The sequence below is a fragment of the Micromonospora sp. NPDC050695 genome, assembly GCF_040654415.1.
In the GTDB taxonomy this organism is placed as follows: Bacteria; Actinomycetota; Actinomycetes; order Mycobacteriales; family Micromonosporaceae; genus Micromonospora.
Window position 1 is genome coordinate 30807 of sequence record NZ_JBFAHZ010000026.1, and the last position, 23337, is coordinate 54143.

The following is a 23337-nucleotide window of genomic DNA, read 5'->3' on the forward strand; positions in this document are numbered from 1 at the left end:
CCAGGTACGCACCTGGCGGGGATGCGCACATCAGGGCTGGTGGATGGCCTCGCCGGCGATCTCGATCTGCACGGTTTTGCCGACCAGCACCCCACCGCTCTCCAGGACGACATTCCACAGCAGACCGTAGTCCTCGCGGTTGATTTCGGCCGTCGCGCTGAAACCGAAGATGTTCTGCCCGTACGGATCCTGACGAGCGCCACCGAAATTCACCTGCAGGTCGACGGCCCGGGTGATTCCCTTCACGGTCAACTCGCCGGTGAGGACGAATCGTCCCGGCGCCGAGTCCGACTGCGGCGGGGAAATGTGACTTCTGCCTCGTCCGCCGAGCCGGTGGTTACGCAACCGCGCCCATTGGAAGATGGGGTCCTCGTTGCCCTTCCATTCGATGCCCGTGCTTCGATATTCGAGGGTGGGGTAGCGCTCCACATCGAGGAAGTCGGCACTCTTCAGGTGCGTGTCCCGGTCGAGGCTGCCGGTGGTGATGCTCGCCGTCTCGATGGTCGCGGTCACGGACGAGAGCAGCGGATCCTCCGCCACGAAGACCTGCGCGGATGCCTCGGCGAACTCGCCGCGCACCGGGCTCACCATCATGTGCCGGGACAGGAAACCGATCCGCTTGTGCGCCTGATCGAGACGATAGGTGCCGGCGACCGGGATGGTCATGCCATCCCAGATGCGTGTGGCGACATCGGTCATCGTGTTGCCTTCCCCCCGAGCTGATCCGGGTGTTTATCAATATGTTTCTGGAGGCCGCCCAAAGGGTCAGACAGTCGTACTCCCCGCCCAGCATAAGGACGCTTGGCCGAGGCACTTCGGGCCCCACCCGACGGTGGATCATGACGCACCTCACCGGCGACGTTGATGATCGGCTGAGGGCCGCCCGTACGGCCGGATGGTCACCGGGCTAACCTTGCCGACATGCGCCTTTCCGCCCGGGTCGACTACGCCCTCCGCGCGGCCGCGGAACTCGCCGCGACGGCCAGCGGCCCCGGGCGCGGACGGCCGGTCACGGCCGACCAGATCGCCCGAGCCCAGGAGATCCCGCCGAAGTTCCTGGAGAGCATCCTGTTGCAGCTGCGCCGGGGCGGCATCGTGCACGCCCAGCGCGGCCCGGAGGGCGGCTACTGGCTCGCCCGCCCGGCCGAGGAGATCTCCCTCGCCGAGGTGATTCGCGTGATCGACGGCCCGCTCGCCCACGTACGCGGACAGCGCCCGGAGCAACTCGGCTACCACGGCCCGGCCCGTGCGCTGCAGGAGGTCTGGATCGCCCTGCGGGCCAGCGAGCGGGAGATCCTGGAGTTGGTCAGCGTCGCCGACGTGGCTGCGGGCACGCTGCCCGCGCGGGTCACCGAGCTGGCCGCCGACCCGCGCGCCTGGATCTGACCCGGCACCTCGCCGCCGCGTTTCGGCCTGCGTCCGCGTTTCGGCCTGGGTCGGCGGCTGGCGTCCCATCCACCGATCGGGGGCTTGACCCTGGCAGTCCGGTGCCGCATTGTCGACCAAGTCGATAGGAGATGCCGAAAAGTCAGGGGGCGCTCGTGCGCAAGCTGCTGGTCCTCGCTCTGGTCGGGCTCGTCGCGCAGCTGGTCGACGGTTCGCTCGGCATGGCGTATGGGCTGACCTCGTCCACCCTGCTGCTGGTCGCCGGTGTCGCCCCGGCCGCCGCCTCGGCCTCGGTGCACCTGGCCGAGATCGGCACCACGCTCGCCGCCGGGGTGGCCCACTGGCGGTTCGGCAATGTCGACTGGCGGGTGGTGACCCGCATCGCGCTGCCCGGTGCCATCGGCGCGTTCGTCGGCGCCACCCTGCTCAGCTCCATCTCCACCGAGTCGGCCGCGCCGTGGATGGCCGGCATCCTCTTCACCCTCGGGGCGTACCTGCTGGTCCGTTTCGCCCGCCCCCTGCGCACCGATCGGATCGGCGGGCGGCTACGTGGCCGTTTCCTCGGCCCGCTCGGCCTGGTCGCCGGCTTCGTCGACGCCACCGGCGGCGGAGGCTGGGGTCCGGTCGCCACCCCGGCCCTGCTGGTGTCCGGCCGCCTGGAGCCGCGCAAGGTGATCGGCTCGGTGGACACCGCCGAGTTCGTGGTCGCCGGCGCCGCCAGCGTCGGCTTCCTGATCGGGCTCGGCACCGAAGGGTTCCTGCTGCCCACCGTCGCCGCGCTGCTCATCGGCGGGCTCATCGCCGCCCCGCTGGCCGCCTGGCTGGTGCGCATCGTGCCGGCCCAACTGCTCGGCGCGGCGGTCGGCGGCGTGATCGTGCTGACCAACGCCCGCACCCTGATCCGGTCCGCCGAGCTGGACGGCCCGGTCCGCCCGACGCTGTACGCCCTGCTGGCCGCCGGCTGGCTGGCCGCGCTGGTGCTGGCTGTGCGAGCGCTGCGGAGAACCCGCCGGGCCCGTGCCCTGGCCGCCGAGGCCGCGAGCGCTTCCCCTGGCACCCCCGCCGGCGCAACGGATGCTGCGCCCGCCGACGCGAGCGCGGCCGATCTGGCCATCTCGGGTACGCGACACCCACGCTGACCCCCCCGGTCCTGCCCCGTCCCAACCCGACCTGGTCACCTGCTTGAGCAGCCGACCCGCGCCGATCTTGCGCCTTCGGATGTCGACCTGGGCAGGAATGCCCCTTGTGTCGGGACAGAAAGCGCAAGATCGCGGAGTGGGGGGAGTGTGGGTCGCCGATCATGGAGTTGTGGTGCCCGACTTGTAGACTTACGGGGTTTTTGTTGCCCACCACAACTCCATGATCGGCAAGGCGGTGCCGCTGGCGAACAGCCGTCCCGCCGCACGGCCAACCAGAAGGCGTCGCAGTCGAAGCCGGTGGGCAGCCACTTGTGCGGGTCGACGCAGTACGAATCGGCGTACTCCAGGCCGGCGTATGACCAGCGCAATTCGGGGCAGACGGCCGCGGAGCCGGCGTACGCGGCGTCGATGTGCAGCCAGATGCCGTACTCGGTGCAGATCGCCCCGATCTCCGGCGGCGGGTCGACGCCGGGAAGGCAGTAACGGTCGTCGATGTTGCGGACCGGAAAGCGCTTGCCCTACGATGCGGCTTGAGTCGGATCCGTGAGTTCCAGGGCGTTCACCCCCGATCAGACCGCCGTCCGTCGCCGTCGCGACGGGAGGGTCCACCGTGCTTCCCGGGCAGGGCCGGTTGGACAGCAGCGGTCGTCACCGGATCCCCGGAGGCAGTTCATGCACCCGTCCAGACAACGGCTGATCGTGCTCGCCGCCTCGACGGCGGCAGCCGTCGTGGCCGGCACCGTCGGCGCGGTCGTCGCCTCGGCCGCCGCCGCCGGCTGTCGTGTCGACTATCAGGTCACCAACCAGTGGCAGGGCGGCTTCGGCGCCAACGTCACCGTCACCAACCTCGGCGACTCACTCAACGGCTGGGCGCTGACCTGGTCGTACGCCGCGGGGCAGCAGGTCACGCAGGCGTGGAGCGCGGCCGTCACCCAGTCCGGCGCGCAGGTCACCGCGCGCAACGTCGACTACAACGCCGCCATCGCGACCAACGGCACCGCGGCGTTCGGCTTCAACGCCTCGTGGACCGGCAGCAATCCGGCGCCGACCAGCTTCGCGCTCAACGGCGTCACCTGCACCGGCGCGCCACCCACCGACGGCCCGACCACACCACCGCCGACCACACCACCGCCGACCACACCGCCACCGACCACACCACCGCCGACCGGCAGCGGGATGCAGATGGAGAACCTCGACCGGGGCCTCGTCAGCGTCCGCTCCGGCAGCGGCAACCTGGTCTCCTGGCGGCTGCTCGGCACCGAGACCTCCGGGGTGGCGTTCAATCTCTACCGGGGCTCGACCAGGGTCAACTCCAGCCCGATCGCCGGGGCGACCAATTATCTCGACAGCGGCGCGGCGGCCGGTTCGGCGTACACCGTGCGGGCCGTGGTGGACGGCGCCGAGCAGGCGGCGTCGGCGCCCGCCCTGCAGTTCGGCAACGGCTACCTGGACGTGCCGTTGCAGGTCCCGGCCGGCGGCAGCACCCCCAGCGGGGAGAGCTACACCTACAGCGCCAACGACGCCTCCGTCGGCGACCTCAACGGCGACGGCAGCTACGAGATCGTGCTCAAGTGGGATCCGTCGAACGCCAAGGACAACTCCCAGTCCGGCTACACCGGCAACGTCTACGTCGACGCGTACACCCTCACCGGCACCCGGTTGTGGCGCATCGACCTGGGCCGCAACATCCGCGCCGGCGCGCACTACACCCAGTTCCAGGTGTACGACTACGACGGCGACGGCCGCGCCGAGGTGGCCATGAAGACCGCCGACGGCACCCGCTCCGGCACCGGCCAGGTCATCGGCTCGTCGTCGGCCGACTACCGCAACTCCAGCGGCTACGTGCTGTCCGGCCCGGAGTACCTGACCATGTTCAACGGCCAGACCGGCGCGATCGCCTCCACCGTCACCTACGACCCGCCACGGGGCACCGTCTCGTCCTGGGGCGACTCGTACGGCAACCGGGTCGACCGGTTCCTCGCCGGCACCGCGTACCTCGACGGGCAGCGCCCGTCACTGATCATGGCCCGGGGCTACTACACCCGCGCGGTGATCGCGGCCTGGGACTTCCGCGACGGCACGCTGCGCAAGCGCTGGATGTTCGACTCGAACGCCTCCGGCAACGGCGCCGTCGCCGGTCAGGGCAACCACCAGCTCTCCGTCGCCGATGTCGACGCCGACGGCCGCCAGGAGATCGTGTACGGCGCCGCGACCATCGACGACAACGGTCGGCTGCTCTACTCGACGGGCAACGGGCACGGCGACGCCCTGCACGTCGGTGACCTCGACCCGGGCCGTGCCGGCCTGGAGGTGTTCAAGGTCGACGAGGACGCCAGCAAACCCAGCTCCTGGTTCGCCGACGCCCGTACCGGTCAGATCCTCTGGTCCACCGCGGCCTCGGGCGACAACGGCCGCGGGGTGTCCGCGGACATCTGGTCGGGTAGCCCCGGCGCGGAGTCGTGGTCGTCGGCGGTCGCCGGGCTGGCCAACACCCGAGGGCAGAACGTCGGCCGCAAGCCGTCGTCGGCCAACTTCCTCGCCTGGTGGGACGGCGACCCGGTGCGGGAACTGCTGGACGCCACGAGGATCGACAAGTACGGCACCGGCGGCGACACCCGACTGCTCGACGGCAGTCAGGTGGCGTCCAACAACGGCACCAAGTCCACGCCGGCGCTCTCCGGCGACATCGTGGGGGACTGGCGTGAGGAGGTGATCTGGCGGACCACCGACAGCCGGGCGTTGCGCGTCTACAGCACACCCACCCCGACCAGCACCCGGATCCACACCCTGATGCACGATCCGCAGTACCGGGTGGCCGTCGCCTGGCAGAACACGGCCTACAACCAGCCGCCGCACCCGGGGTTCTTCATCGGCGCCGGAATGGCGAACCCGCCGACCCCGAACATCTACCTACGTTGATCTGACCCCTGGCGGTCCCGACCGGGGTCGCCTAGGGTGGCAGGCACCGGGCCGCAGCCGCGGAATCCGCTCAGCTCCGGCCCGGTGCGCCACACCGCGGCATCCCCGACCCGTCCCGACCGGGAATGCCGTACCACCACCGGCACTAACGTTAGGCACCGTCCGGGTCGCGGGGGTGACGCTGACGTGAAGATCGTGTTTCACGCGTCCCGGTGCAGGCCGCCCGCCACCTGTTCGGCGATCAACTCGTACGAGCGCACCCGGTCCTCGACGTCGTACACCAGCGTGGTCAGCATCAGCTCGTCCGCGCCGGTGCGCTCCTGCAAGTCGGTCAACTGCCGGCGCACCGTCTCCGGCGAGCCCATCGCCTGACCGTCGCGGCGCGCCACGACGAACTCCCGCTCGATCTCGGTGTACGGGTACGCCGCCGCCTCGTCGGGCGTCGACAGCGGCTCCGGCCGGCCGGAGCGCAGCTTCAAAAACGACAGGGCGGCAGGGCCGGCAAGCCACTCGGCGCGTTCGTCGGTGTCCGCGCAGACGGCGTTGACCGCCACCATCGCGTACGGCTCGTCCAGCCACTGCGAGGGCCGGAAGTTCTGCCGGTACAGCGCCAGCGCCGGCAACGTGTTCGCCGAGCTGAAGTGGTGCGCGAAGGAGAACGGCAGACCGAGCAGGCCAGCGAGCTGCGCGCTGAAACCGCTGGACCCGAGCAGCCACACGGCCGGCTGCTCGCCGCGACCCGGGGTGGCGATGATCTGCCCCGGCTTCTCCCCGCTGAAGTAGTTCATCAGGTCGGCCAGCTCGCGCGGGAAACCCTCCGCCGACAGGCCCTCCATCGTCCGCCGCAACGCCAGTGCCGTCACCTGGTCGGTGCCCGGCGCCCGACCGATGCCCAGGTCGATCCGACCCGGGTGCAGCGCCTCCAGGGTGCCGAACTGCTCGGCCACCACCAGCGGCGCGTGGTTGGGCAGCATCACCCCACCCGACCCGAGGCGGATCGTCGAGGTGTTCGCGGCCAGGTGCGCCAGCAGCACGGCGGGTGCGGAACTGGCGATCGCCGGCATGTTGTGGTGCTCGGCCACCCAGAACCGGTGGTAGCCCAACTCCTCGGCACGCCGGGCCAGCTCGGTGGTGGCCTGCAACGCGGCGCCGGCGGTGGCGCCCTTCGCGACCGGAGCAAGATCAAGAACAGACAACGGTACGGTGATCACACGTGGTGCCAACTCCCCGGCCTGGGAGTTCATTCCTCTTTCCGCTCAGCCCATCCCGCGGGCCTGCTCGAAGATCAGGCTGGTCTGGGTGTGCTGCACCACCGGATCCACCGCGAGATGATCCAGCACGAAGTCGCGCAACGCGTCACCGGACGCCGCTCGCACGTGCAGCACGTAGTCCTCCGCGCCGGCCACGTGGAACACCGACACCACACCCGGCAGCCGCACCGACCGGGCCCGGAACGCGTCCACCGCCGCCCGCTCGTGCGCGGTCAACCGCACCGACACCAACGCCTGCAACGGCAGACCCAGCGCGGCCGGATCCACCTCGGCGTGGAAACCGCGGATCGCGCCCCGCTCGCGTAGCGCCCGCGTACGGGTCAGGCACGTCGACGGCGCCACCCCCACCCGCTCGGCGAGGGCGTTGTTCGGCAGCCGGCCATCCGCGGCCAACTCGGACAGGATCGCGCGGTCCACCTCGTCCAGGGGCGGATACGGTCGCACTTCGTTCGGCTCAGGGGGCATCCCGCCATCCTTGCCCGAATCAAACGCCTAAGCCAGGGTCCTTGGCAGAATCATCTACCGATCCATTGCTTCCAGGCAGGTGGATGTTCGACGCTACCGGCATGACGACGGTAGACACCCGAGCCGTACACGCCGGCCGCGACGACCTGCGCGCCCTCGGCGTACACGTACCACCGATCGATTTCTCCACCACCAACCCGCTGCCCTCGGTCGACGACGGCGGCGCCTCCTACGAGCTGCTCGCCACCGGCGGCCCCCTCCCCGCCGACGGCAGCGCCGTCTACCAGCGGCTCTGGAACCCGACCGTCGCCCGCTTCGAAACCGCCCTCGCCGACCTCGAAGGCACCGACCAGGCCGTCGCCTTCGCCAGCGGCATGGCCGCCCTCACCGCCACCCTGCTCGCCGCCACCCGCGACGGCCGTCGACACGTCGTCGCCGTCCGACCCCTGTACGGCGGCACCGACCACGTCCTCGCCACCGGGCTGCTCGGCACCACCGTCACCTGGGCACACCCCGACCAGGTCACCGCCGCCCTGCGACCCGACACCGCGCTGGTCATCGTCGAGACGCCCGCCAACCCCACCCTCGACCTCGTCGACATCGCCGCCCTCGCCACCGCCGCCGGCGACGTCCCCCTGCTCGTCGACAACACCGTCGCCACGCCCGTGCTCCAGCAACCCGCCCGCCACGGCGCCGCCCTCGTCCTGCACAGCGCCACCAAGAGCATCGGCGGACACGGCGACGTCCTCGCCGGCGCCGTCGCCTGCGACAGCCACTGGGCCACGAAACTGCGCCAGGTCCGCGCCGTCACCGGCGCGATCCTGCACCCACTCGGCGGCTACCTCCTGCACCGTGGCCTGCAGACCCTGCCGCTACGGGTCCGCGCCCAGCAGGCCACCGCCGAGAAGATCGCCGGCTGGCTCGCCGACCACCCCGCCGTACACCGGGTGCACCACCCCTCCGTGCACGACCCGGCGGCGCTGGTCGGTCGTCAGATGGCCGGACCCGGCAGCCTGCTCGCCTTCGAGGTACGCGGCGGCGCCTGCGCCGCGGCCGCCGTCGCCGGCGCCTGTCAACTGATCACCCACGCGGTGTCCCTCGGCGGCGTGGACACCCTCATCCAGCACCCCGCGTCACTCACCCACCGGCCGGTCGACGGCGACGCGAAGCCCGCCGCCGCGCTGCTGCGCCTCTCGATCGGCCTCGAAGATCCCGAGGACCTGCGCGCCGACCTCGCCCGCGCCCTCGACACGATCGCCTGATCAGCGCAGTTCGCGGTTGCCCAGCACCCGGGTCGGCGAACCCTCCCGGGCCACCCGCAGCATCGCCCGACCGATCCCGTCGGTCGTGGTGACCTGGTTCGGCAGCAGCCGCCGCAACACCGGGAACAGCGGACGCGTGAGGTCGTACCCGAGCCGGTACCACCGGGTTTTCGACACCGCCCCGTACGTCGGCTGGATGAACCCGGGCCGCGCCGCGTACCCGTTGGGCAGCAGGTCGATGATCGCGTTCTCGGCCCGACCCTTCACCCGCGCCCACATCACCCGCCCCTGACCCGACGAATCGGTCCCCTGCCCCGAAACGTAGACGAACGCGCTGGACCTTCGCCGCGAGCACCTGCCGCATGCTGGCGTCGCACGCCTCGATCAAGCCCGGCCAACTACCGCTGCAAGCGATGCGCAGCACTGGTACCCGAGCGGAGGTGACGAGATGCCCGTCGCCCAGGTAGCGACCGAGCAGGTAGAGGTATGCAGACGGATCTGTCTGATTCTTGACCTCGGGCCGGCAGCGACAGCAACGGAGTTCGCTGCCGGACCTTCTCGGCTCGACCTGGTGCTTGCACCAGGCCCTGACCGTCGGATACGGAAGTCTCAGACGCCCCGCAACCTCAGCGACCGCACTGCCGGCGAGGTGCTGCTGCCGCGCACGAATGCGTAGTTCAGGTGGATGCACATGATGATTTTGGAACAGCCGTACGACACCTTTGGTGCCCCCGGTGGGAGTCGAACCCACACTGTCGGAGGTTTGAGCTCCGCTTCTCTGCCGGTTGGAATACGGGGACGCTTGGCCGAATGCTCTGGTGGCCTCCCATAGGTTACCTACTACGCTGAGGGCGTCGACACCCGGCTGGGCGGGTGTCGGGTTCGAACTGGTGGGGGTAGGACTGGTGGCCGAGATGCCGACGGATGCCGAGCGCAGGCGCGTACTGATCGCCGAGGACGAGGCGCTGATCCGGCTGGACCTCGCCGAGATGCTGGTCGAGGAGGGCTACGAGGTCGTGGGGGAGGCCGGTGACGGCGAGACCGCCGTCCGGCTCGCCGAGGAGCTGAAGCCGGATCTGGTCATCCTCGACATCAAGATGCCGATCATGGATGGGCTGGCCGCCGCCGAGCGGATCGCCGGCGCGCGGATCGCCCCGGTGATCATCCTGACCGCGTTCAGCCAGCGTGACCTGGTGGAGCGGGCGCGGGCCGCGGGCGCGATGGCGTACCTCGTGAAGCCTTTCCAGAAGAGCGACCTGGTCCCGGCGGTGGAGATCGCGCTGTCGCGCTACTCGGAGGTCGCGGCCCTGGAGGCGGAGGTCGCGAGCCTGACCGACCGCCTGGAGATCCGCAAGACGGTGGAGCGCGCCAAGGGCGCGCTGATGACGACGTACGGGATGACCGAGCCGCAGGCGTTCAAGTGGATCCAGCGCACGGCCATGGACCACCGGATGACCATGAAGGAGGTCGCCGAGCGGATCCTCGCGGAGACCGCCGGCGGTGAGGTGACGTCGCAGCCGACGGTCTGACCGTCGCGTCGGGGGCCGCGTCGGGTTGTCCGGATCGATAGCATCACATGCGTGTCGGTCCGGCGTGTGATCGCGGTGTTGGGGGCGGTGACCACGCTGCTCGGCGGCTGTCGGGCCGCTCGGGACGAGGGTCCTCCGGAGCCGGTCCGGCCGCGGTGGGAGGCGTCGGTTCTGCCGGTGCCGCCGGGGTCCGCGGGTCGGCTCGTCGCGCGTGACGCGACGGCCTGCGCGGGTCGGTGGTACGTGGTCGGTGCGGTGGCCGCACCCGATGGCGCGACCCGCCCGGCCGCCTGGGCCAGCGGGGACGGCCGCGCCTGGGCGTCGCTGCCGCTGCGTCCGATCAGTTACTACGGTGAGCGGGCCATCCTCTACGCCGTCGGCTGTCACCAGGGCCGGGTCGCGGTCATCGGGGCGCGGGCGGGCGGCGCGCACGGCAATCCGCGGGTCCGGACGTGGCGGCAGGACGCGGACGGCGGTCTGACCGAGGTGCCGGCGGAGTTCGAGCTGTACGGCGGGCCGGAGGCGGTGAGCGCCAGCCGCATCGCCGGTGGCGCCGGCGGGTGGTTGATCGCGGGCGCCCGCACGGGTGGTGCGGCGGTGTGGCGTTCCCCGGATGCGACCGACTTCCAGCTGGTTGATCGTGCCGCGGAGTTGGCCAGCGATGCGGCTCTGACGACGCTCGCCACGGACGCGCTGGCGGTGCCGGGCGGTTGGTTGGTCGGTGGTGGGGGGCGGCCGGCGGGTCGGGCCGATCGTGATCCGTTCGTCTGGTTCTCCGGGTCCGGCGTGACGTGGACCCGGTTGGCGCTGCCGGCCACCGGGGACGACGAGATCGTGCAGCGTCTCGTCCGGGTCGGGTCGGCGGTGTACGCCGTGGGGGTGCGGGGGAGCGGGTTCCAGGCGTGGGTGCGGGAGCCGGCGGGCGCGGCGTCGAGTGCCGGTACGTGGCGCGCCGTGGGGCGTTTCGGGGCGACGGGCACGGGCTCGGTGGCCGCCGTCGAGTCGGTGGCCGGCGCCGGCGCCGGCGCTGGTGGCGGGCTGCTGGCGATGACGGTGGCGGCCGGCGGGCATCGGCTGTGGCGGTCCACCGCGGGTGGCTCGTCGTGGGTGTCGGTGCCGCTGCCGGCGGACGTTGCCGCAGCTGGGGACACGTCCGCGGCAACCACTATCTGGGACGGCCGGTTGGTAATCACACTCGACGACGGAGTGGCGGCGAGGGTGTGGTTCGCGCCCTTGGGGGCCGTCTGACGGGTTGTCGACAGGTGCCGATGTGACATCTAAACGCGAGATTCCCCGCGTCTGGTAACGGTTGAGTCAATGCCGCCTACGACACCTTACGGTCAGTAGTGCTTCTGGGATAACGTCCCGCCCCAGACCGGGTGAACGGTCCGGTCCGTTGTCGCTTCGGCGTTCCGCCAGGCGACATCGGGCTTCTGGACGGAGGAGGGTTCCAGCCTTGAGGCAAAACTTCGTGCGCGTCCTCGGCAGCGTCGCCATCGCGGCGCTCATTGCCGGCGGCGCCAGCGCATGTAAAAAGGACGAGGGCACGTCGGACGGTTCCGCCAGCAAGGCGTGCGACCTCAAGATCGGTTTCTTCGGTGCGCTCTCCGGCGCCGACGCCGGCCTGGTCACCCCGATGAAGCAGGGTGCCGACCTGGCCGTGGAGAAGTACAACGCGGAGAACGCGGACTGCAAGGTCACCGTTCAGGCGTTCGACTCGCAGGGCAAGGCCGACCTGGCCGGTGGTCTGGCGACCAGCGCGGTGGCCGACACGAAGATCGTCGGCATTGTCGGCCCGGCGTTCTCCGGTGAGAGCGAGGTCGCGCTGCCGATCTTCGACACCGCGGGTCTGTCGAGCATCAGCCCGTCGGCCACGCGGCCGAGCCTCTCGACGAAGGGTTGGAAGGTCTTCCACCGGGGTGTGGGTAACGACTTCTCCCAGGGCCCGGCGATCGCCAGCTACATCAAGAACGTGCTGAAGTCGGACAAGGCGTTCGTCATCGACGACCAGTCGGCGTACGGCGCGGGTCTGGCCGACGAGGCCAAGAAGGTCCTCGGCACGGCGGTCATCGGCACCGACAAGGTCGTCGACAACGCGCAGGAGTTCGGTGCGCAGATCTCCAAGGTGAAGACCAGCGGCGCGACGGTGCTGTTCTACGCGGGTTACACCGAGGAGGCGGCGCCGTTCCTGAAGCAGCTGCGGGCTGCGGGCTGGACCGGCACGTTCATCGGTGGCGACGGCATCAACGACGCCAACATGCTGTCGGTGGCCGGTCAGAAGGACGTCGAGGGCACCATCGCCACCTGCCCGTGTGGCCCGGCGACCGCGGCCAAGGGCACCTTCGTGACCGACTTCAAGGCCAAGTACAGCGTCGACCCGGGCGTGTACGCCGACGTGTCGTTCGACCTGGCCAACATCTACCTTGAGGCGATCAAGGCTGGCAAGACCACCCGCGCCGACATCCAGGCCTTCCTCTCCACCTACAACAAGGCCGGTTCCGCTTCGGGCGTGACCTACAAGTGGGAGCCGAACGGCGAGCTGGACCCGGCTCAGGTCAAGGTGTGGGCCTTCAAGGCGACCGCCGGTGCGTGGGCTCCTGATGTGGAGATCCCGAAGGCCTGATCCCTTTCTGGGTCACAGGTTTGAGGGCGTGACGAACAGAGTTGTTTCGATGCGGCCGGGGTGTGCAACTCCGGCCGCATCGGCTAAACGCAACACCCTTCGGAGCATCGGTGGACTTTGCAGAACTCGTCCGGGGCTTCCCGGAACTGACCACAACCGGGTTGGTGCAGGGTGCGATCTACGCACTCATCGCCCTCGGCTACACCCTCGTCTACGGCGTACTTCGCCTGATCAACTTTGCGCACTCCGAGGTCTTCATGATCGGCACGTTCGGTGCCATCTGGACCTGGGCGGCCTTCGGGCTCGACAGCAACAGCGGCGCTCCGTCGGTGGGCCGCTCGCTGCTGCTGATCGCTTTGGCGATCGTGGCAGCGGCGCTGCTGTCCGGCAGCGTCGCCCTGCTCATCGAGGTCACCGCCTATCGGCCGCTGCGCCGGCGCAACGCGCCGCCGCTGGCCTTCCTGATCACGGCCATCGGCGCGTCGTACGCCCTGATGGAGCTGATGGGGACGTTGACCCAGCGGCGTCAGATCGGCTCGCCGGCCCTGCTGCCCGCCGACACGTTGTTCAGCATCGGCGGCTGGAGCGTCACGCCCGTGCAGATGCTGACGTTGAGCGTGGCCATCATCATGATGGTCGGGCTGGACTGGTTCGTTAACCGCACCCGCTTCGGCAAGGGCATCCGCGCGGTCGCGCAGGACGCCAACACCGCTGCCCTGATGGGCGTCAACAAGAGCCGCGTGATCGCGCTGGTCTTCGTGCTGGGCGGTCTGATGGCCGGTGTGGCCGCTGTCTTCAGTGACATGAAGAGTGGGAACACCCGCTACAACATCGGCTTCCTGCTCGGCCTCAAGGCGTTCTCCGCCGCGGTGCTGGGCGGTATCGGCAATCTGCGCGGTGCGGCGATCGGCGGCATCATGCTCGGTCTGGTCGAGAATTACGGTTCGGCGCTGTTCGGCTCGCAGTGGCGGGACCTCATCGCCTTCGTCGTGCTGATCGTCCTGCTGATGTTCCGGCCGACCGGTCTGCTGGGCGAGTCGTTGGGGAGGGCGCGGGCATGACCGCTCTGCGAGAGCGTTGGCACTCCGCTTCGAGTGCCTTCGGTCGGCGGGTCGACGGGCTGCCGAAGTCCGCCCGGATCACCGGGTTGCTGGCCTTCGTCGCCTTCCTCTACGTCCTGCCGAACAAGTGGTTCTACGAGTACCTGAACATTCCGGGTGTGTGGATTCCGCTCTACACCACGCGCAACGACATGGCGGCGGTGCTGTTCTACTGCGCGTGGATCGTGCTGCTGTCGCTCGGTCTGAACGTGGTGGTGGGGTACGCGGGTCTGTTGGACCTGGGGTTCTTCGGCTTCTTCGCGGTCGGCGCGTACACCGTGGCGTTGTTGACGTCGCCGGAGAGCAAGCTCATCACCGAGTACAACTGGCTGGAGAGCCCGTGGCCCTGGTTGGTCACGGTGCCGATCGCGGTCGCGCTGGCACTGCTGTCCGGTGTGCTGCTCGGCGCGCCGACCCTGCGGCTGCGCGGTGACTACCTGGCGATCGTGACCCTCGGTTTCGCGGAGATGATCCGGATCATCGCGAAGAACCAGGACTGGATCCTCAACGGTGACCGGGGCATCCCGCAGGTGGCGCACCCGCCGGGCAAGTACCCGGACGGGTCGGCCATCTTCCAGTTCGAGTTCAAGCCGTACTACTGGCTGCTGCTCACCGTGATCATCGCTGCCGTCTTCCTGATCCGGAACCTGGCGAACAGCCGGGTGGGTCGGGCGTGGGTCGCGATCCGTGAGGACGAGGACGCGGCGGAGCTGATGGGCGTGCCGACGTTCCGCTTCAAGCTGTGGGCGTTCGCGATCGGCGCGGCGGTCGGTGGTCTGTCCGGCACGTTGTGGGCCGGTCAGGCGAACTTCGTCAACTCGTCGACGTTCTCGTTGGAGAATTCGATTCTGGTGTTGGCGGCGGTTCTGCTCGGTGGTGCGGGCAGCATCGGCGGTGCGATCCTCGGTGGCTTCCTGGTCATCTACATTCCGGAGTGGCTGCGGTCGGTGGGTGACGTGTTCGGCCTGCCGGAGACGGCCACCGTCTTCGGTAACGACTTCGACGTGAGCCCGACGTCGTTGCGCTACTTCATCTTCGGGATTCTGCTGATCATCGTGATGATCTTCCGACCGCAGGGTCTCTGGCCGAACCGGCGGCGGGCCGCCGAGCTCAAGGACCGGCAGAAGGAGGTGGCTGTCGTTGAGTGAGCCACGGATGGGCAGCGAGCGCGACGCCACCAGCGAGCGCGACATGGCGATCGACGCGCGGACGACGGTGGGTAGCCCGCCGGAGACCTCGTCGACGCCGGACGAGAGTGCCGGCGAGCCGGCCCCGGCGGTCGACGGTCGTAAGCCGCTGTTGGAGGTCGACCACGTCACGCTGCGGTTCGGCGGCGTGGTGGCCCTCAACGACGTCAACTTCACCCTCTACGAGGGGGAGATCCTCGGGCTGATCGGTCCGAACGGCGCGGGCAAGACGACCTGCTTCAACGCGATGACGGGCGTCTACACCCCGACGACCGGGCAGATCCGGTTCCGGGGCGAGAAGGTCAGCGGCCGCAAGCGGTTCCAGATCACCAAGCTGGGCATCGCGCGTACCTTCCAGAACATCCGGCTCTTCCCGGAGATGACGGCACTGGAGAACGTGCAGGTCGGCGCGGACGCCAACCACAAGACCAGCGTCCCGAGCGCCCTGCTGCGGCTGCCGCGGCACTGGCGGGAGGAGCGGCAGGGCAAGGAGAAGGCCCGCGAGCTGCTGGACTTCGTGGGCATCGAGGGTCGCGCCGGCGACCTGGCCCGCAACCTGTCGTACGGTGACCAGCGCCGTCTGGAGATCGCGCGAGCCCTGGCGACCGATCCCACGCTGCTCTGCCTCGATGAGCCGGCCGCCGGCTTCAACCCGGCCGAGAAGGTGGCCCTGCTGCAGCTGATCCGCAAGATCCGCGACTCGGGGGTCACCGTCCTGCTGATCGAGCACGACATGCGACTGGTCATGGGTGTGGTGGACCGGCTCGTGGTGCTGGAGTTCGGGCAGAAGATCGCCGAGGGGTCGCCGGCCGACGTGCGCGACGACCCGAAGGTGATCGCGGCCTACCTGGGAGGTGTCGAGGATGCTGCTTGAGATCGACAACCTGAAGCTGCTCTACGGCCGCATCGAGGCGTTGCACGGCATCAGCCTGCACGTGGAGCAGGGCGAGATCGTGGCCCTGATCGGCGCGAACGGCGCCGGCAAGACCACGACCATGAAGGCGATCTCCGGGCTGCACGCCATCTCCGGCGGCAGCATCCGGTTCGACGGCACCGACGTCAGCCGGCTGCGCGCCGACCTGCGGGTGATCCGAGGGATCGGGCAGTCGCCGGAGGGCCGTGGCGTCTTTCCGGGTATGACCGTCCTGGAGAACCTGGAGATGGGGGCCTACACCCGCAGGGACAAGGCGGACATCGCCAAGGATCTGGCAATGGTGTTCGACCTGTTCCCGCGGCTGCACGAGCGTCGCAAGCAGGCCGGTGGCACGCTCTCCGGCGGTGAGCAGCAGATGCTCGCGGTGGGTCGCGCGTTGATGACCCGTCCGAAGCTGCTGCTGCTGGACGAGCCGTCGATGGGGTTGGCGCCCAAGTTGATCCAGCAGATCTTCGAGATCATCACCCGGATCAACGAGCAGGGCACCACGATCCTGCTGGTCGAGCAGAACGCCCAGCAGGCGCTGTCCCGGGCGCACCGGGGGTACGTGCTGGAGACCGGCCGGATCGTCAAGGAGGGCACCGGCCAGGAGCTCCTGCACGACCCGGCGGTCAAGGAGGCGTACCTCGGCGTGGCCTGAGTTACCCGTGCGACGGCCGGTCATCCCCCGCGGGGGATGACCGGCCGTCGCCGTTCGGGCCGGGCGTCCGTTTTCGCCTCGGGTCGCCCGGTGCCGCAGGCCGGGGATGTCGGTGCGACGGACTAGAGTCGCTGCCGTGACAGCTACGACGCCGCGCCTGCTTCTCGTCGACGGACATTCCCTGGCATACCGGGCTTTCTTCGCCCTGCCGGTGGAAAACTTCTCCACCACGACGGGTCAGCCGACCAACGCGGTCTACGGCTTCACCTCGATGCTGATCAACGTGCTGCGCGACGAGCAGCCCACCCACATCGTCGTGGCCTTCGACGTCTCCCGCCGCTCGTTCCGCACCGAGAAGTACGCGGAGTACAAGGCCGGCCGCAGCGAGACCCCGACCGACTTCAAGGGTCAGGTCAGCCTCGTCAAGGAGGTCCTGGCCGCGCTGCAGATCCCGGTGGTCGAGATGGAGGGCTACGAGGCCGACGACATCATCGCCACGCTCGCCTGCCAGGCCCGCGACCAGGGCATGACGGTGCTGATCAGCAGTGGTGACCGGGACGCGTTCCAGCTGGTCGGCGACCAGGTCACCGTGCTCTACCCGCGCAAGGGTGTCTCCGACCTGGCGCGGATGGACCCGGCGGCGATCGAGGCGAAGTACGGCGTCGGGCCGCAGCAGTACCGCGACCTGGCCGCGCTGGTCGGCGAGACCAGCGACAACCTGCCCGGCATCCCGGGCGTCGGCCCGAAGACCGCCGCCAAGTGGATCACCACCTACGGCGGCGTGGAGGGTGTGATCGCCCGCGCCGACGAGATCAAGGGCAAGGCCGGCGACAGCCTGCGCGAGCGGCTCGCCGACGTGATCCGCAACTACGAGATCAACCGCCTCGTGTCCGACCTGGAGCTGCCGCTGCGCCCGGAGGACACCCGGTGGACCGGTTGGGACCGGGAGGCGGTGCACCAGGTCTTCGACACCCTGGAGTTCCGCATCCTGCGCGACCGCCTCTACCAATATCTGGAGGCCGTCGAGCCGGAGGCCGAGTCCGGGTTCGACCTCACCGGGGCGGTGCTCACCGAGCCCGGCGCACTGGCCGGTTGGCTGGCCACCCACGCGCACGCCGGCACACCGGTCGGCTTGGCGGTCACGCTCGACACCGGCCCCAACCGTCGGCACACCGCGTCGATCACCGGTCTGGCCCTGGCCACCGCCGGTGGCGCGGCGGCCTGGGTCGACCCGGCCGGGCTCGACGCGACCGACGAGGGCGCCCTGGCCGGCTGGCTGGCCGACGCGCAGCGGCCCAAGGTGCTGCACGACAGCAAGCCCGCCGTGCTGGCCTGCGCCGCGCACGGCTGGGAGTTGGCCGGCATCCAGCGCGACACCCAGATCGCCGCGTACCTGGCCCGTCCCGACCAGCGCTCCTACGACCTGACCGACCTGGCACTGCGCTACCTGCACCGGGAGCTGCGCGTCGACGTCCCGGAGTCCGGCCAGCTGACCCTCGACGGGCTGGGTGACGAGGGCGTGGTCGAGCAGAACCTGATGCTCCAGGCCCGCGCCACCCTCGACCTGGCCGACGCGATCGACGCCGAGCTGTCCCGCGACGGTGAGCAGTCCGCCCGGCTGATGGCGGGGGTGGAGCTGCCGCTGATGCGGGTCCTCGCCGGCATGGAGCGCACCGGCATCGCCGCCGACACGCACTACCTCTCCGAGTTGGAGGCGCACTTCGCCGCCGAGGTGAAGGCCGCCGCGCAGGGCGCGTACGAGGCGGTGGGTCGGGAGTTCAACCTGGGCTCGCCCAAGCAGCTGCAGGAGATCCTCTTCACCGAGCTGGGCCTCCCCAAGACCAAGAAGATCAAGACGGGGTACACCACCGACGCCGACGCCCTGCAGTGGCTCTACGCCCAGCAGCCGCACCCGGTGCTGGCCCACCTGCTGCGCCACCGCGACGTCGCCAAGCTCAAGTCGACCGTGGACGGTCTGCTCAAGTCGGTCTCCGACGACGGCCGCATCCACACCACGTTCAACCAGACGGTGGCGGCCACCGGGCGGCTCTCCTCCACCGAGCCCAACCTGCAGAACATCCCGATCCGCACCGAGGAGGGCCGGCGGATCCGCCGGGCGTTCGTGGTCGGCGAGGGGTACGAGTGCCTGCTCACCGCCGACTACAGCCAGATCGAGATGCGCATCATGGCGCACCTCTCCTCCGACGACGCGCTGATCGACGCGCTCAACTCCGGCGCCGACTTCCACGCCGCCACCGCGTCGTCGGTGTTCGGGGTGCCGGTCGACGAGGTCACCCCCGACCAACGTCGCAAGATCAAAGCGATGAACTACGGCCTGGCGTACGGGTTGAGCGCGTTCGGTCTGTCCCAGCAGCTCGGCATCAACGCCGAAGAGGCGCGCGGGCTGATGGAGAACTACTTCGCCGGTTTCGGCGGGGTGCGCGACTACCTGCACCAGGTGGTCGCCCGGGCCCGCCAGGACGGCTACACCTCGACCATCCTCGGTCGCCGCCGCTACCTACCGGACCTGGTCAGCGACAACCGCCAGCGCCGCGACATCGCCGAGCGGATGGCCCTCAACGCTCCGATCCAGGGCTCGGCGGCCGACATCATCAAGGTGGCGATGCTGCACGTCGACACCGCGCTGGGCGACGCCGGGCTGCGCTCGCGGATGCTGCTGCAGGTGCACGACGAGCTGGTCTTCGAGGTCGCCCCCGGTGAGCGCGAGGCGCTGGAGGCGCTGGTCCGGCGCGAGATGGGTGGGGCGTACCCGCTGTCGGTGCCGCTGGAGGTGTCGGTGGGCGAGGGCCGGGACTGGAACAGCGCGGATCACTGATCCTCTGGTCGGTGCGGGGGTTCCGGGGCAGCCCGACCCACTCCGTGCGGTCAGGCGTGATCCCTGCGTGGGTCGGGCTGCCCCGGAGGCACTCCGGGCCCGTTGCTGCCGGCCGGCGCCTCGGTGTGCTCGTGGGACGCTGGCCTGCGGTTTACTTCATGGGGTCGTGGCCCCAGTTCATGAGGGACCAGCGCCACTTCGTGTCGCGGACGTTGTCGGACGGGCGCTGGGCCATGTGCCGGCGCACGTAGCCGACCACCTTGCGCATGTGCTTGTAGTCGCCGTCGGACAGGTCGGTACGTTTCCGGCGCAACAGGTTGATGATCTTCCGGCCGGATTCGTGCCCGACCGACTCACCACCGCCGGATCGGCCGCCCTTGTGCCAGCCGACCTGTTTCGACTCGTCCGTCTCCAGCCAGGTGGACAACTCACCGGGCTTCATGTTCACCGCCTCGGTGAACTCCCGGTAGGTGTCCCGGCCGTCGTCACCTCTGCTCATGACGCGGCACCCCGGGGCGGTGGGCCGACCAGGAGACGTGGTCGCCCTTGTGGAACCTCTGTTCGGCCATGCCCTCGGCTACCCGACCCCGTTGCGGCGAAACGACTACGGGGTTATCTCGGCGATCGGCAGTTTGATGTCGAACGGCTCGGTCATCTCGACCACGTCGGCGCCGTCGGCGACCAACTCGTACTGTCGCTCACCGCCGGGCCCGACCCGATCGCCGATCCGGTACGCGTAGACGTGCATCGGATCCTGCTCGATCCGCCAGAAGAACGGAATGCCGGCGGCGGCGTACTCCCCGGGTTTCGCGAATCGGTCGATCCGTCGCGTGCCGGGCGAGACGATCTCCACAGCGAGCACGACATCCTCGGACCGCAGGATGGAGCGGGCGGACGCCACGCCGGCACGATGCAACAGCACGTCGGGTTGTCGGCTCGTGTTGTGGCTGAGCCGCACGCCGATGGCCTGGGCGACACCGAGGTGCTGCGGCGCATGGTTGTGCAGCCAGAGCCACAGCAGGCTGGAGATGTTCTGATGGCCCAGGGTGGGGGAGGGTGTCACCTGGATAACTCCGTCGACGAGTTCGACGCGGGGGGCGTCGTCCGGCAGGGTGAGCAGGTCCTCCAGCGTGTAGTCGGCACGCTGCTGCCGCATCGGGTCCGGACACCAGGGGCCAGGTGATGTCGGGATGGGCTCGGCGCTCATGGGGCGAGCCTACCGGCGGTCGATGTGACGCAGGGCGGACCGCGGGTGCGACGCGCTCACGCTTGGGGCTTCTCGGTGACGAAGATGGCGGTGCCTGGGAAGAGTCGTCCGCGCAGCGGGCTCCACTGCCCCCAGATCCCCTCGTGCCCCTGCGGCCACTCCGGCTCCACCAGGTCCAGCAGCCGGAACCCGGCGCCGACCAGCTCGCGGATCCGGTCGCCGAGGGTGCGGTGCTGCTCGACGTAGGTGGCCACGCCGGATTCGTCCTGCTCCACGTACGGGGAGCGGTCGAAGTACGAGTGCACGGCCGTCAGGCCGCCCTCGCCGGGGTCGTCGAGGAAGATCCACCGCATCGGGTGGGTCACCGAGAACACCCACCGGCCACCCGGGCGCAGCACCCGGTGCACCTCGGCGAGCAGCGCCGCCGAGTCGTCCACGAACGGGATCGCGCCGAACGCGGTGCAGGCCAGGTCGAACGACCGGTCGGCGAACGGCAGGGCGAGGGCGTCGGCCTGCACCAGCGGTACGCGTACCCCGGTGCGGTCGGCGGCCTCGGCGGCGTGCCGCAACATGCCGGCGGACAGGTCGACGGCGACCGGTCGGGCGCCCTGGGTGGCGAGCCAGCGGGCGGCGGCCGCGGCGCCGGCGCCCACCTCCAGCACCCGCCGCCCCGACAGGTCGCCGAGCAGCCGGGCGTCGGCCTCGCGCAGGCCCTCGGGGCACCAGACGAAGTCCACGTCGCCGAGGAACGCGCCGTGCTCGGCCTGGTAGTCGTCGGCGTCGGTGTCCCACCAGCCGCGGTTGGCGCGCCGAACCTCGGCGTCACCCACCCGGCGCCGGGTCACCCGGCTGTCGTCATCCACGCGCCCACGCTAGGCCCCACCCACCCGGTGTGGGGCGGCGGCGCGTCCACGATCTGCGCGACGCCCTTCGCGAGGGGGCGGCCAACAGTGCCTCTGGGGCCGGTGTGACGCACGAGACAGCAGGGACGGATTCCGGGCGATTGTTCGGCTTTCGCAGGTCATCGCATCCAGAGAAGCCGGGAGGGCTTGCACGCTGTGGTAATGCGCACGGTAGGCTAGACGATGCGCTCGCGGATCGCGTTGCCTCGGCAGGGAGCAGGTGCGCGGTCGACGGAACCACATCATGATCTCACTAGGCGATCGTTCGGTGTGCCCGGCGACGGATCCGCTGGCGCGAACAGGTCACCGCGACACACCAGCCTGCTGTGACAACCCACCGACCGGAGCAACCGCCCACATGACGAGCAGCATCGAGGCCCCCTCGAGCGCCACCCGGGTCACCCACGACGATCTCGGTTCCGAGGAGGCTTTCCTCGCCGCGATCGACGAGACCATCAAGTACTTCAACGACGGCGACATTGTCGAAGGCACCGTCGTCAAGGTCGATCGGGACGAGGTCCTGCTCGACATCGGCTACAAGACCGAGGGTGTCATCCCCTCTCGGGAGTTGTCGATCAAGCACGACGTGGACCCCGCCGAGGTTGTGACGGTTGGTGACCACATCGAGGCCCTGGTCCTCCAGAAGGAGGACAAGGAGGGTCGTCTGATCCTCTCCAAGAAGCGGGCACAGTACGAGCGGGCCTGGGGCACGATCGAGAAGATCAAGGACGAGGACGGCGTCGTCCGCGGTTCGGTCATCGAGGTGGTCAAGGGCGGCCTCATCCTCGACATCGGGCTGCGCGGCTTCCTGCCCGCCTCCCTGGTCGAGATGCGTCGTGTGCGCGACCTGCAGCCGTACGTCGGGCGGGAGCTCGAGGCCAAGATCATCGAGCTGGACAAGAACCGCAACAACGTGGTCCTGTCCCGCCGGGCCTGGCTGGAGCAGACGCAGTCCGAGGTGCGCACCGAGTTCCTCAACAAGCTGCAGAAGGGCCAGGTCCGCAAGGGCGTCGTGTCCTCGATCGTCAACTTCGGCGCCTTCGTGGACCTCGGCGGCGTCGACGGTCTGGTGCACGTCTCCGAGCTGTCCTGGAAGCACATCGACCACCCGTCCGAGGTCGTCGAGGTGGGCCAGGAGGTCGAGGTCGAGGTCCTGGACGTCGACCTGGACCGCGAGCGCGTCTCCCTGTCGCTGAAGGCGACGCAGGAGGACCCGTGGCGGCAGTTCGCCCGCACCCACGCGATCCAGCAGATCGTGCCGGGTAAGGTCACCAAGCTGGTTCCGTTCGGTGCGTTCGTCCGGGTGGACGACGGCATCGAGGGCCTGGTCCACATCTCCGAGCTGGCCGAGCGCCACGTGGAGATCCCGGAGCAGGTCGTGCAGGTCGGCTCCGAGGTCATGGTCAAGGTCATCGACATCGACCTGGAGCGCCGCCGGATCTCGCTGTCGCTCAAGCAGGCCAACGAGGGCTTCGTCGAGGGCGAGGAGCACTTCGACCCGACCCTCTACGGCATGGCCGCGACGTACGACGCCGAGGGCAACTACATCTACCCGGAGGGCTTCGACCCGGAGACGGGCGAGTGGCTCGAGGGGTACGACAAGCAGCGCGAGACCTGGGAGAACCAGTACGCCGAGGCCCGTCAGCGTTGGGAGGCCCACACCAAGCAGGTGCAGACCTCTCGTGCCGCCGACGCCGAGGCCGCTGCCAACCCGGCTCCGGCCGTCCCGGCCGCCGGTGGCACCACCTCCTCCTCGTCCAGCCCGGCCCCGAGCCGGCAGGCCGAGGAGCCGGCCGGCACGCTGGCCACCGACGAGGCGCTCGCCGCACTGCGGGAGAAGCTCGCCGGCGGTAAGTGACCCGCTGAACGACGACAGGCCCCGTCCCCCGCGATCTTCGGATCGCCCGGGGGCGGGGCCTTCGCCGTGCCTGCTGCCC

The 23337-nt window shown here is 69.8% G+C and carries 20 protein-coding genes, 1 tRNA gene and 1 pseudogene; 13 read left to right on the plus strand and 9 right to left on the minus strand.

The genetic code is table 11. From position 1 onward, the window contains the following. Positions 1-30: 30 nt before the first annotated feature. The gene (locus tag AB0H52_RS20035) at positions 31-699 is read right to left on the minus strand and encodes a YceI family protein (RefSeq protein ID WP_151491694.1); all 669 of its coding nucleotides are present in this window, start codon (positions 697-699) and stop codon (positions 31-33) included. 222 nt (positions 700-921) lie between these two features. Here AB0H52_RS20035 and AB0H52_RS20040 point away from each other — a divergent pair, with 222 nt between their 5' ends. Then, positions 922-1386 (plus strand): Rrf2 family transcriptional regulator, encoded by a 465-nt coding sequence (locus AB0H52_RS20040; protein ID WP_007462839.1) that lies wholly within the window; start codon positions 922-924, stop codon positions 1384-1386. A gap of 155 nt (positions 1387-1541) precedes the next feature. Further along, positions 1542-2525, plus strand: a complete 984-nt coding sequence (locus AB0H52_RS20045; RefSeq protein ID WP_151491695.1) for a sulfite exporter TauE/SafE family protein — start codon at positions 1542-1544, stop codon at positions 2523-2525. 35 nt (positions 2526-2560) lie between these two features. Here the strand turns inward: AB0H52_RS20045 and AB0H52_RS20050 are convergent, their stop codons facing one another. Continuing rightward, positions 2561-3019, minus strand: a complete 459-nt coding sequence (locus AB0H52_RS20050; protein WP_225854681.1) for a pyridoxal-dependent decarboxylase — start codon at positions 3017-3019, stop codon at positions 2561-2563. Positions 3020-3197: 178 nt separating this feature from the next. On the opposite strand from AB0H52_RS20050, the gene AB0H52_RS20055 reads away from it, so the two are divergent. Next, positions 3198-5444, plus strand: coding sequence for a cellulose binding domain-containing protein (locus AB0H52_RS20055; protein WP_357949181.1), 2247 nt, complete (start codon positions 3198-3200; stop codon positions 5442-5444). Positions 5445-5644: 200 nt separating this feature from the next. On the opposite strand, the gene AB0H52_RS20060 is transcribed toward AB0H52_RS20055, so the two are convergent. Further along, positions 5645-6688, minus strand: coding sequence for an LLM class flavin-dependent oxidoreductase (locus AB0H52_RS20060; RefSeq protein ID WP_192580397.1), 1044 nt, complete (start codon positions 6686-6688; stop codon positions 5645-5647). Positions 6689-6700: 12 nt separating this feature from the next. Next, on the minus strand, positions 6701-7180 hold the full coding sequence (locus tag AB0H52_RS20065; protein WP_151491697.1) for an Lrp/AsnC family transcriptional regulator: 480 nt from the start codon (positions 7178-7180) through the stop codon (positions 6701-6703). Positions 7181-7263: 83 nt separating this feature from the next. Between AB0H52_RS20065 and AB0H52_RS20070 the strand changes: the two genes are divergently transcribed. Next, positions 7264-8442, plus strand: coding sequence for an aminotransferase class I/II-fold pyridoxal phosphate-dependent enzyme (locus AB0H52_RS20070; RefSeq protein WP_151491698.1), 1179 nt, complete (start codon positions 7264-7266; stop codon positions 8440-8442). Here AB0H52_RS20070 and AB0H52_RS20075 read toward each other — a convergent pair whose 3' ends face one another. After that, positions 8443-8721: a hypothetical protein gene (locus tag AB0H52_RS20075; protein WP_192580398.1), complete on the minus strand. Its 279-nt coding sequence runs from the start codon at positions 8719-8721 to the stop codon at positions 8443-8445. 444 nt (positions 8722-9165) lie between these two features. Then, positions 9166-9242: transfer RNA gene (locus AB0H52_RS20080), tRNA-Leu, on the minus strand. Between the two features lie 105 nt (positions 9243-9347). On the opposite strand from AB0H52_RS20080, the gene AB0H52_RS20085 reads away from it, so the two are divergent. From AB0H52_RS20085 to polA, 8 genes are all read left to right on the plus strand, one after another. After that, complete coding sequence (locus AB0H52_RS20085) at positions 9348-9971, plus strand: response regulator (RefSeq protein ID WP_151491700.1); 624 nt, start codon at positions 9348-9350, stop codon at positions 9969-9971. Between the two features lie 51 nt (positions 9972-10022). Further along, positions 10023-11219, plus strand: coding sequence for a hypothetical protein (locus AB0H52_RS20090; protein ID WP_357949185.1), 1197 nt, complete (start codon positions 10023-10025; stop codon positions 11217-11219). A 208-nt stretch (positions 11220-11427) separates the two neighbouring features. After that, on the plus strand, positions 11428-12594 hold the full coding sequence (locus tag AB0H52_RS20095) for a branched-chain amino acid ABC transporter substrate-binding protein (RefSeq protein WP_357949188.1): 1167 nt from the start codon (positions 11428-11430) through the stop codon (positions 12592-12594). Positions 12595-12704: 110 nt separating this feature from the next. Further along, positions 12705-13655 carry a branched-chain amino acid ABC transporter permease gene (locus tag AB0H52_RS20100; protein ID WP_151492359.1) on the plus strand — a complete coding sequence of 317 codons (951 nt, stop codon included), beginning with the start codon at positions 12705-12707 and terminating at the stop codon, positions 13653-13655. Continuing rightward, positions 13652-14842, plus strand: coding sequence for a branched-chain amino acid ABC transporter permease (locus tag AB0H52_RS20105; RefSeq protein ID WP_151492353.1), 1191 nt, complete (start codon positions 13652-13654; stop codon positions 14840-14842). The genes AB0H52_RS20100 and AB0H52_RS20105 overlap by 4 nt, the downstream gene beginning before the upstream one ends. Next, a complete protein-coding gene (locus AB0H52_RS20110; RefSeq protein ID WP_225854747.1) occupies positions 14835-15755 on the plus strand; it encodes an ABC transporter ATP-binding protein in 921 nt (306 codons plus the stop codon). Before AB0H52_RS20105 ends, AB0H52_RS20110 begins: the two co-directional genes overlap by 8 nt. Then, the gene (locus AB0H52_RS20115) at positions 15745-16455 is read left to right on the plus strand and encodes an ABC transporter ATP-binding protein (protein WP_151492354.1); all 711 of its coding nucleotides are present in this window, start codon (positions 15745-15747) and stop codon (positions 16453-16455) included. Before AB0H52_RS20110 ends, AB0H52_RS20115 begins: the two co-directional genes overlap by 11 nt. A gap of 136 nt (positions 16456-16591) precedes the next feature. Next, complete coding sequence (gene polA / locus AB0H52_RS20120) at positions 16592-19291, plus strand: DNA polymerase I (protein ID WP_151492355.1); 2700 nt, start codon at positions 16592-16594, stop codon at positions 19289-19291. A 160-nt stretch (positions 19292-19451) separates the two neighbouring features. Here the strand turns inward: polA and AB0H52_RS20125 are convergent. The 3 genes and pseudogenes from AB0H52_RS20125 to AB0H52_RS20135 form a co-directional block, all read right to left on the minus strand. Beyond that, positions 19452-19790, minus strand: a pseudogene (locus tag AB0H52_RS20125) (DUF3140 domain-containing protein); the annotation flags it as partial. Positions 19791-19895: 105 nt separating this feature from the next. Continuing rightward, positions 19896-20498: a Uma2 family endonuclease gene (locus AB0H52_RS20130; RefSeq protein WP_225854748.1), complete on the minus strand. Its 603-nt coding sequence runs from the start codon at positions 20496-20498 to the stop codon at positions 19896-19898. A 56-nt stretch (positions 20499-20554) separates the two neighbouring features. Then, a complete protein-coding gene (locus tag AB0H52_RS20135) occupies positions 20555-21361 on the minus strand; it encodes a class I SAM-dependent methyltransferase (protein WP_151492357.1) in 807 nt (268 codons plus the stop codon). A 397-nt stretch (positions 21362-21758) separates the two neighbouring features. Between AB0H52_RS20135 and rpsA the strand changes: the two genes are divergently transcribed. Continuing rightward, complete coding sequence (rpsA, locus tag AB0H52_RS20140; RefSeq protein WP_151492358.1) at positions 21759-23258, plus strand: 30S ribosomal protein S1; 1500 nt, start codon at positions 21759-21761, stop codon at positions 23256-23258. Positions 23259-23337: the final 79 nt, after the last annotated feature.